Raw genomic sequence first — 9,876 nt, forward strand, 5'->3', positions numbered from 1 at the left:
ACGCGATAGACTGGCGGCCATGCGCACTCTCTATCTCGTCCTTGCCGCACTCGCTTGTGTTGCCGCGGTGGTAGCCCGCGCCGCTACGGGAACGCCGTGGCTACCGCTAGTCGCCCTCATTATTGGCGGCGTTTTTCTGGTTTTGGCCCTGCGGAGCAACTTCGAACCGGCCAAAGAAGCCACCTTCGAGGATTTGGATAAGGAACAGCGAGCGGAGCTGCAACGCCTGTTGGCTAATGGACAGTTTGGCGCCGCAGTAGGCCAGGTACGCCTGTGGTTCAGAGGGACTTCGCAGGGGCGCGCCGAAGAGATAGTTAAACAACTCGCATAGCCCTGGACCCCACACTTTTACCCCAAAGGAATACCCCAGCGCGCGACGCATGTGTGCGGTTTCGGTACAGTGTGGGGCATGACTGAACGTACACTGATTCTCATCAAGCCGGACGGCGTAAAGAACGGCCACGTAGGCGAAATCATCTCCCGCATCGAGCGTAAGGGCCTGAAGCTGGCCGAGCTCGATCTGCGCGTTGCTGACCGCGAGACCGCGGAGAAGCACTACGAGGAGCACAAGGATAAGCCATTCTTCGGTGACCTCGTCGAGTTCATCACCTCCGCACCGCTTATCGCTGGTGTTGTCGAGGGCGAGCGTGCCATCGAGGCATGGCGTCAGCTGGCCGGTGGCACCGACCCAGTTTCCAAGGCCACCCCGGGCACCATCCGCGGCGACTTCGCTCTGACCGTTGGCGAGAACATCGTGCACGGCTCTGACTCACCAGAGTCCGCAGAGCGCGAAATCGCTATCTGGTTCCCGAACCTTTAAAGCCTTTATAGCGTTTCGTACGCACTTAAGCCCGAGCCACCGGCTCGGGCTTTATTCATAGCGTCACCTGGTCCCTCGTTATATGGGCAGCGAGCAGGAGCACAACACGGCTACACTGGTGCGGCTAAGAACTATTTTCAACAAGACGTAGGGAGGCGCATATGCGCGGCTACGCGGTCGTAGACATTGAGACCACCGGATTTTCCTATAAGCACGGGCACCGCATCGTTGAAATTGGCGTCGTGGAGCTCTCGCCGGAAGGAGCAGTGCAGGATTCCTGGGAAACGCTCATTAACCCGCAACGCCATATCGCGGCCACGGAAATTCATGGCATTTCCGCCTCTGATGTTCTAGGCGCGCCCACCTTTGCGCAAGTAGCGGACAAGCTGGCTAATTCTCTCGAAGACCGCATATTCGTTGCTCACAATGCGGGATTCGATCGGACCTTTATTCAGTCCGAGCTGCTGGCTTGTCGCGCCTGTTCTGAAGAGGCCTTGCCGGCGATCGATACGGCCGTATTGGCACGCAGGTATCTTGGTCTTCCCAAGGTGAAGCTGGGGGATTGCTGCGCCCATCTGGGAATTCATAATGAGTTGGCACACTCCGCATTGGCGGATGCGATGGCCACGGCGCAACTATTCCAGCATTTCCTGGCCAATACCCCGGCAGCCCAAGAGAACTATATGAGTGAGCGCTTGGCTGAGCAACAGCTGTATCGCAGCCTGGCACCCCACCCGGGTTGGGTGGAGCCGGCACTTCTCAGCCGCGCAGCTGCGGAATCCGCCAAGCAAGCGGCACAGTACGGCGGCTGGTTCGCCGGGCTCGTCGCACAACGTGAGACGCCATCGAATACGGCTGCGGAAGACTATTTCAAGCTTCTCGATGCCGCCTTGCTCGACCGCCGCCTCTCCGCCACCGAGCAAACCCAATTGCTGGCCTTTGCTCAAGCACATGGGCTCGATGAACATGGTCTGCGCGAGCTGCATGAAGCCTATATCACGCTGCTGATTGAAGAAGCCTGGGCTGATGGTGTTGTCACGGCTGAGGAACGCGCCATCCTGGCTTCTGCCGGCCGCGCCTTGGGGATCCCGGCTTCTGATATCGAGGCTGCCGTAGACCCCGACACCGCTCCACAGGCAGAAGGTCGGCATGGTGCCCCTAGTGAAGAGGCGCCGCAAGGTTCTGATGAGGACGGCAGTATTGGCGGACTCGCCAGCATGGGCGGCATTGTGGTGAGCGCTGGCGAGCGAGTAACCATTACCGGCGCTAAGGCCTACTCAACTGCGGAATGGGAAGAGTATTTTGCCGCGCACGGCGTGGAAATTGGCGGCCTAGCCAAAAAGACCAAGGTGCTCATCGCCGGTGACCCGGACTCGCAATCGGGCAAAGCCAAGAAAGCGAAGCAGTATGGCATTCCCATCGTTGCGGAAGACGTCGCCCGTGAGGTCATTCACTTCGCAGACTAAGACTGGAACTCTCCTAATCGAAGGAGAGTAATTGGCGCAGTGTGCTGAAGGCTTCCTTTTGCACTCGATGGGTAACGGTACGGCCCGATTGCTGCTTGATTAAAAGGCCAGATTCCCTCAACTTGCCGAGGTGATGAGATACCGTCGGTTGGCTAAGCCCAGAGAGCTCGGTCAACTGCGTAACACTCATCGGGCCGCAGCCCTCATCGCACAATATGGACAGCAGGCGCAGGCGGGCAGGGTCAGCAAGTACTTTAAATTGCTGGGAAAAGCGCAGGGAATCGCTCTGGCTGAGCGGACCACTGCTCAGGGAGCAGCACTGCCCGTCGGGGGTGTTATCGGCATTGCTAGGGGAGGAGTCCATGCACACAGTATAAAGAGGCTGCTTCGCACTCTGTTATATTGACGAGTATCAATATGGGTGATTAAAGTACTGCCTTGAAATGTGAATTCCTCGTCGCGCAAGGAGAGTCATGGCCGTTCCGCAACGCCCAAAATTGTCATTTCTCGATAGATTCCTTCCCGTCTGGATCATCATGGCCATGGCCGCGGGGCTATTGATCGGACACTTCCTGCCAGGTATTGGAGAAGCCCTATCTGCTCTAGAGGTGGGCGGTATTTCTCTTCCGATTGCACTAGGACTGCTAGTTATGATGTATCCGCCCCTGGCGAAAGTCCGCTATGAAAAGACTCGGGACATCGCCGCAGATGGCCGCTTGATGGTGGTGTCAATCGTGTTGAACTGGCTGGTGGGGCCTGCATTGATGTTCACCCTGGCGTGGATATTTCTTGCCGACCAGCCCGAGCTGCGAACCGGCCTGATTATTGTTGGGTTAGCCCGCTGTATCGCAATGGTCCTAGTGTGGTCCGATCTCTCCTGTGCCGACCGAGAGGCCACCGCTGTTCTCGTGGCTATTAATTCCGTTTTCCAAGTAGCTATGTTTGGCGTTATGGGCTGGTTTTACCTGCAGGTTCTTCCTGGTTGGCTAGGCCTGGATACCACCTCTGCGGATTTCTCTTTCTGGTCTATCGTCACCGCGGTCCTAGTATTTTTGGGAGTTCCCTTGTTACTTGGTGTGCTCTCGCGGGCTTGGGGTGAGAAAGCCAAAGGTCGCGAATGGTTTGAAAACCGCTTCCTTCCGGCAATTGCTCCCTTGGCGATGATTGGTCTGCTTTATACCATTGTGTTGCTATTTTCCCTGCAGGGAGAGCAGCTGGTAGCGCAGCCCACGGCGGTGGTCAAGGTCGCGATCCCGTTGGTTATCTACTTCGTAGGGATGTTTTTCTTAGCTCTGGGCGTAGCGAAGTTAGTGGGAATGAACTACGCGCAATCCGCTTCCGTGGCCTTTACCGCAGCAGGCAATAATTTCGAATTAGCCATCGCGGTTTCCATTGGCACTTTTGGCGTTGCTTCCGCGCAGGCTCTAGCCGGCACCATCGGACCTCTCATTGAGATTCCGGTGCTCGTCGGACTCGTCTACGTAATGCTCTGGATAGGGCCGAAGCTATTTCCGGGAGATACAAGCTTGCCGCGTTAACGCCTGCCCAATTGATAGAGGCAACGAACCCCGGTAGGTGTGACGGTGTTTTTCCAGTCTTTGGGCGCAGAGCGCAAGGCGATGCGGTCAAGTTTCACTAGGCCCGCCTGTGCCAATTCATCAAGGTGCTTGCACACTAGGTCGAGATCGACCTGCATGAATTTGGACAGGGCCCTAGCGGAGACCGTATTTCCTTGCACCGCGCCGGCGGCTATGAGGGCGGTGAGGGTGTCTACGTGGGCGTCGGCAAGCTCTAGGCGAGCCTCGGTTACTCCTTCGAGCGGATCTTTTTCCAGAATCTTATTAATGCGCCGCCGGCCAATCCGAAAGGATTGGGAAAACATCGCCCACAGTCCCAAAGGCAAGCCGCATGCCCACCACGCCCCCGACAGGACACCGGCAATGGGCGGGGCAAGTTCTACCTCCGGCACCAGCCCGGCTGCACTCAGCGGGGCCATGGCCAGCGGCGCGGCGATGGGGATAAGCGGGGCGATATAGGCAATGGTGGGATAGTCGCCCTCGCGATACTCCTCCCGCGCGGCGTTGATGCCGCGCGGGTAATTGCGGATGAGGTGCACTAACCCCAGCACCGCAAAGATGGCAAAAATACCGGCTCCCACCAGCATATAATCCACGCCGGTGTTGGCGAATCCAATGGCAAATCCAGCAGGAACGCCGAAATAAAGCGCCGAGCGTACAGGGATTTCATTGCGCTGCCGGTACTGCGCAAGCTCGCGGGCGGGGATTCGTGCTAGTTCTGCCACCCTGTCAACATAACACCGCCTGCCAGCTTGACCGCGTTTCTGTGACACAATGGTCATTAGCGCGTACGAGACGCGTAATAACTTAATACCCACAAACTTTTACAGCGCGCAAAATACCTCGCGCGGCGGCGGTACAGTCCATGCTGTGCCTGCGCCCGAGGTAGCGCCAGATACGGACGATGTACAGGAGTAAGCCCGAACATGGTGGCACAGAACTCTCAAGAAACAACTGAAAACCTCAAGGCGGCGGCGTCTTTAGCGCAGAACTTGGATCGCAGTCAGCTGAAAGATAAAACGCGCGTATATGCCCTAGCCAAGCAGCTGGGGCTATCCTCGCGTGAGCTGGTGGCGCAGCTCAAAGACACGGGCCTGAAAAAGAGCGCGCAAAGCTCTCTTACCCGCGCGGAAGCGAGCCAGGTGCTCGATACTGTGGCCAGCGCCGCCGCGCTTGCCGACGTCGCCTCTGGCGACACCAGCGACGCCTCAACCACCGCAGCGGACAGGGAGTCCGAAGACAAGGCTGCTGGACAACCGGAAGATAATTCGGGCGAGGAGCTCGAGAAGAAACCGGCGAAGAAACGTGCCAAGCGCGCCCGCAAGGCCACTCGCAAATCCGCTGCAACAGCACCCGAAGAGCCGGCCCATACCGACTCAACAGGGGAGCAGTCCTCGGAAGACGAGGAACACCTGCGCCACCGCGTGCGCAAGAACGTGGACAATGAGATCTCCCAGATCGAAGACAAGGTAGAAGCATCCCTCGCCCAGGCTGCAAACGAAGCTGGCGCCGCCGCCGAGGACTCCGAGGCGGCAGATTCCCCGGACGAGACGGAAGAAGCACCGGCTAGCGCACTCGATACCGGTACCGTTGATGCGGCAAAGCTGCACGAGGCACTTGCCGAGGCCGGCGAGGATTTCGAGGATGACTACTACGCCCCGCACATCGTCCCGCGTGCCGAATCTGAGGAAGATTCTGGGCACTATGACTTTGCGCCCATATTTATGGCCCCGCAGCAAGATGATGCAGCGGTATTCGCACAGGCTGCAGAGACCGAAGAGGATTACTCCAGCGACGGCTCCGGAAGTGATGACAACGAAGGCGCTGCCGATTTTGCGGAAGACGATAGCGAGCAATTCGGATCGAACCGCGGTTCCGGAAAGTCTGAGGGCCGCCGCCGTGGTCGTCGCGGCGCATCCCGCGGGCGCGGCGCCAGCGCGAACCGCGAAGCACCGGCCGACGAACCCGAGCACATTGAAGAGCCGAAGGCCATCCGCGGTTCCACGCGCATCGAGGCCCAGAAGCGCCGCCGCGCAGAACTGCGCGAGAAAGGCCGCAACCGTCAGCACATCGTTTCTCAAGCTGAGTTCCTAGCCCGCCGCGAAGCCGTTGAGCGCACCATGGTGGTGCGCGATAAGGAGCGCGAGGACGGTGCCGGCATTATCACCCAGGTGGGCGTGCTGGAAGATGACTTGTTGGTCGAGCACTTTGTGACTACCGAGTCCCAGGCTTCGCTCATTGGCAATATTTACCTAGGCCGTGTTCAAAATGTGCTGCCGTCTATGGAGGCGGCCTTCGTGGATATCGGACAGGGCCGAAACGGCGTGCTTTACGCCGGTGAAATCGATTGGCGCAAGACCAAGCTGCACGGGCGCGCCCGCAAGGTAGAAAACGCCTTGAAGTCCGGTGATCAGGTATTGGTACAGGTGGCCAAGGATCCCATCGGCCACAAGGGCGCGCGCCTGACCACCCAGATTTCCCTCGCCGGCCGCTACCTGGTCTACGTCCCCGGCGGCCGCAGCGCCGGCATTTCCCGCAAGCTGCCTGCCCCAGAGCGCAAGCGCTTGAAGGATATCCTCGGCCGCGTGGTGCCGGGCGATGGTGGCGCGATCATCCGCACCGCTGCTGAAAATGTCCCGGAAGAGGCAATCGCGACCGACGTCAACCGCCTGCACAACCGGTGGGAGGACATCATTGCCCACGCCAAGAAGGAAAAGTCCTCTAAGGGTGCCAAGCCGGTGACCATGTATGAAGAGCCAAACATGCTCATCAAGGTGGTGCGCGATCTCTTCAATGAAGATTTCACCGAGCTCATCGTCGATGGCAAGCGTTCTTTCAATACCGTGCGCGCCTATGTCGATTCCATGGCACCCGACCTTGCGGACCGTGTGGTGCGCTACCGTGCCAAGGACCACGGCGGGCAGGACGCCTTCGAGGCCTACCGCATTGATGAGCAGCTGCATAAGGCGCTCTCGCGCAAGGTATGGCTGCCATCCGGCGGTACGCTGGTTATTGACCGCACCGAGGCTATGACTGTCATCGACGTCAATACCGGCAAGTTCACCGGTTCTGGAGGCAACCTGGAGGAAACGGTTACCCGCAATAACCTCGAAGCGGCAGAAGAAATCGTGCGCCAGATGCGCCTGCGCGATCTGGGCGGCATGATCGTTGTGGACTTTATCGACATGGTCCTGCCGGAAAACCAGGACCTAGTCCTGCGCCGCTTGAAGGAGGCTTTGGGTCGCGATCGCACCCGCCACCAAGTATCTGAGGTTACCTCGCTGGGCTTGGTGCAGATGACCCGCAAGCGTCTGGGCACCGGGCTGGTGGAGACTTTCTCCACCGAGTGTGAGTGCTGCAATGGCCGCGGCATCATCATTCACCAGTACCCGGTGGATGAGGCCGAGGAGGATCAGCGTTCTAAGCACTCTGGCCGGAAGTCGAAGCAACACAAGAAGCCGCACCACGATCCCCAGCAGCACCCGGCTGCGGTGGCGATGCATAAGCATGAGCTTGACGATGCCCCCGACAAGGCCTCCACGTCCAAACGCTTCAAAAAGACGCAGGCTCCTGTCTACGGCACCGAGCGCGAGGACACCGTACAGGAATCTGCAAAGACTTCGTTGGAAGATCTCGTTGCCAACGTAGTCGTGGATGAGCGCGGCTCGGACGAGCCGCACGCTGATCAGAGCATGCAAAGCGAAGACCGAGACCGTGTTAAGGAGCGTGGAGGCGGACGTGGGCGCCGTCGCGCTCGCAAGCGCGCCCGGGCTGAAGTATCCGATATCGAGGCTATCGCGTATGCTGCGGCGGATAATGCCGCTGAAAACGATGAGGTCCAAGAGTTCAATTCTTACATCCCCGACGCGGATACGGACGCAGATTCGGGAGCCGTTGCTAAGGCTCACCCTGGTGCTGGGTCGGGCTCCAGGCGTGGCAAGAAGCCTCGCCGAGCCACGCGCCGTTCCAAGGCCTCTCCCGCTGCCGAAGGCGCGGAGCGCAAGTTATCTGAGCAGAGCGAGCAGAAGGCTGCGGAGAAAACCTACGAAGAGGCAGTAGCCGAGTTTGAATCCTCGCCGCGCCGCAAGCGCCGCACGCGTGGCAATTCGCGCTCCGATAAGCGCCCGCAGCCGCAGGACTTCGCAGTCTCCGGCGAAAAGGGCTCCAACGCGCACGCCGTGTCTGGTGCTGCTACCGACGCGGACTCGGTCGAAGCGCCAAAGGCGGAAAAAGAGCGCAAGGGCCGCGGTCGCGGACGCGGCCGTCGTCGTTCGGTGCGCACCCAGCCGAGCAAGCGCCGTGCCACCTCGCGCGTGCCGCACGGGGTGAAGGCGAAGACCGAGGAACATGAGCGTGAGCAGGTGGGTGGTTCCGCTGAGCAACGCCATGAAAAGGCCGCTAGCACCGCGCGTGCAGGGCGCACGGGCGGCAATGGGCGAGGCCGTGGGCGTCGCCGTGCCGTGCGACAGACCGCGCCCAAGAAAGCGGTAGCAGATAACCCGAAGGCGGCAAAGCGCGCAGAAGACCGCTCGCCGGAACGGGCAGCAAGTGGCAAACCGGCAGCTTCTGGCGACGTCAAGGTGCTGCGCCGTGGAAAGAAGCGGGCAGTGCGTAAAAAGGGGGCGCCGGCAAGAGCGAGGGCCCCAAAGATGCAGGATAACGGCGCTCAAAAGCAGCCTGCAGCAACCGGGACCAACCAGGATAAGGCGCACACCAAGGCTGGGCGCGGCCGACGCCGCGTAGCACGACGAAGCAAGTCTTAGGGCTACGCCACGCGGGGCACAAAAAGCGTGGTTTGTATTTTGTGCCCGCTACGGGGTAGTCTTTGACAGTCGCTGTTTAGTACTTACGGCGCTGGATCAGTCCGACACTCACTTAGTGAGCTGTGCGGGCATGTTCGCGCGGGAACTAAACGCAATGTGTAAGTGTCCATTCGGAACGCGGCCTCCCCGGTTGCTTCCGAGCGAGTTTAGATAAGGGGTAACCCTCTATGTACGCGATCGTCAAGACCGGCGGCAAGCAGTACAAGGTTGCTGAAGGTGACCTCGTCAAGGTCGAGAAGATCGAGGGTGAGCCAGGCTCTGCCGTAGCTCTCACCCCGGTTCTGCTCGTCGATGGCGCCGATGTTAAGTCCAAGGCATCCGACTTGGAGAAGGTTTCTGTTTCTGCAGAGATCGTTGAGCAGGGTAAGGGCCCGAAGGTCGATATCCTGAAGTACAAGAACAAGACTGGTTACAAGAGGCGTCTGGGCCACCGTCAGCCTGTGACCACCTTGAAGATCACCGGTATCAAGTAAGCCTTAACCGGCTGTAATTATCCCTAAAGGAGGGAAAACCACATGGCACACAAGAAGGGTGCTTCCAGCTCCAGCAACGGCCGCGATTCCGAGTCCAAGCGTCTCGGCGTCAAGCGCTTCGGTGGTCAGCAGGTTAATGCCGGCGAGATCATCGTGCGTCAGCGCGGTACCAAGTTCCACCCAGGTGAGAACGTAGGCCGCGGCGGCGACGATACCCTATTCGCGCTTGCAGCTGGCTCCGTCGAGTTCGGTATCAAGCGTGGCCGTCGTATGGTCAACATCGTTCCGGCTGAAGAGGTTGCTGCAGAAGCGACTGCTTAACTTCAGTCCGATTAGGCTAATCCTCGAGTCCGTCCCACAGCAGTGTGAAGGGCTTGGGGATTTTTCTGTTGTAAAAGGGTCCTTGGATGCTGCTTCTCCGGGGGAACACCTGTTGTCGGTGAGGTGATTGTATGGAGTCGAATTAGGTCCAGTTTCTCCTATTATGTCGCCGTTTGCGGCGTTGATCAGGGTGGTGGTTCATTCTGAGTGGCTGCTGGTGTGGATGGTTTGGCAAAGTCTGTGGCTTATAGGCCTGCTGGTGAGTTGGACTTGCCGCGCAATCATCGCAGGCGTACTAGCTGTGTGACAGTCAGGCGATAACCCGACTGTGGCTTGAAGGTGTGGTACCGATGCATCTTGCGCGTCCGCTTTCCATAAGCTCTAGTCCGGTTTATC

General features: G+C 59.1%; 9 protein-coding genes. 7 read left to right on the plus strand and 2 right to left on the minus strand.

Annotated elements, in window-relative coordinates; genetic code table 11:
- Nucleotides 1-19 precede the first annotated feature (19 nt).
- The 3 genes from L8V22_RS09310 (at nucleotide 20) to L8V22_RS09320 (ending at nucleotide 2,286) form a co-directional block, all read left to right on the plus strand.
- The gene (locus tag L8V22_RS09310) at nucleotides 20-331 is read left to right on the plus strand and encodes a hypothetical protein (RefSeq protein ID WP_023020931.1); all 312 of its coding nucleotides are present in this window, start codon (nucleotides 20-22) and stop codon (nucleotides 329-331) included.
- A gap of 78 nt (nucleotides 332-409) precedes the next feature.
- Entirely contained in the window at nucleotides 410-820 is a 411-nt protein-coding gene (gene ndk / locus L8V22_RS09315; RefSeq protein WP_005324068.1) for a nucleoside-diphosphate kinase, read from the plus strand.
- Nucleotides 821-981: 161 nt separating this feature from the next.
- Entirely contained in the window at nucleotides 982-2,286 is a 1,305-nt protein-coding gene (locus L8V22_RS09320) for an exonuclease domain-containing protein (RefSeq protein ID WP_238801177.1), read from the plus strand.
- Between the two features lie 13 nt (nucleotides 2,287-2,299).
- Here L8V22_RS09320 and L8V22_RS09325 read toward each other — a convergent pair whose 3' ends face one another.
- Nucleotides 2,300-2,650, minus strand: a complete 351-nt coding sequence (locus L8V22_RS09325) for an ArsR/SmtB family transcription factor (RefSeq protein WP_023020933.1) — start codon at nucleotides 2,648-2,650, stop codon at nucleotides 2,300-2,302.
- 109 nt (nucleotides 2,651-2,759) lie between these two features.
- Between L8V22_RS09325 and arsB the strand changes: the two genes are divergently transcribed.
- Nucleotides 2,760-3,824, plus strand: coding sequence for an ACR3 family arsenite efflux transporter (arsB, locus tag L8V22_RS09330; protein WP_238801178.1), 1,065 nt, complete (start codon nucleotides 2,760-2,762; stop codon nucleotides 3,822-3,824).
- On the opposite strand, the gene L8V22_RS09335 is transcribed toward arsB, so the two are convergent.
- The gene (locus L8V22_RS09335; RefSeq protein ID WP_238801179.1) at nucleotides 3,821-4,588 is read right to left on the minus strand and encodes a hypothetical protein; all 768 of its coding nucleotides are present in this window, start codon (nucleotides 4,586-4,588) and stop codon (nucleotides 3,821-3,823) included. The two genes, arsB and L8V22_RS09335, sit on opposite strands and share 4 nt — an antisense overlap.
- 201 nt (nucleotides 4,589-4,789) lie before the next feature.
- Between L8V22_RS09335 and L8V22_RS09340 the strand changes: the two genes are divergently transcribed.
- The 3 genes from L8V22_RS09340 to rpmA all read left to right on the plus strand — a co-directional run bounded on the left by L8V22_RS09340 (nucleotide 4,790) and on the right by rpmA (nucleotide 9,480).
- A complete protein-coding gene (locus tag L8V22_RS09340; RefSeq protein WP_238801180.1) occupies nucleotides 4,790-8,626 on the plus strand; it encodes a translation initiation factor IF-2 N-terminal domain-containing protein in 3,837 nt (1,278 codons plus the stop codon).
- Between the two features lie 227 nt (nucleotides 8,627-8,853).
- Nucleotides 8,854-9,159: a 50S ribosomal protein L21 gene (gene rplU / locus L8V22_RS09345; protein ID WP_049377209.1), complete on the plus strand. Its 306-nt coding sequence runs from the start codon at nucleotides 8,854-8,856 to the stop codon at nucleotides 9,157-9,159.
- Nucleotides 9,160-9,201: 42 nt separating this feature from the next.
- Nucleotides 9,202-9,480, plus strand: coding sequence for a 50S ribosomal protein L27 (rpmA, locus tag L8V22_RS09350; protein ID WP_005324079.1), 279 nt, complete (start codon nucleotides 9,202-9,204; stop codon nucleotides 9,478-9,480).
- The last annotated feature ends 396 nt before the right edge of the window (nucleotides 9,481-9,876 follow it).

The sequence above is a fragment of the Corynebacterium yonathiae genome, from assembly GCF_027570195.1.
Classification (GTDB): Bacteria; Actinomycetota; Actinomycetes; order Mycobacteriales; family Mycobacteriaceae; genus Corynebacterium; species Corynebacterium yonathiae.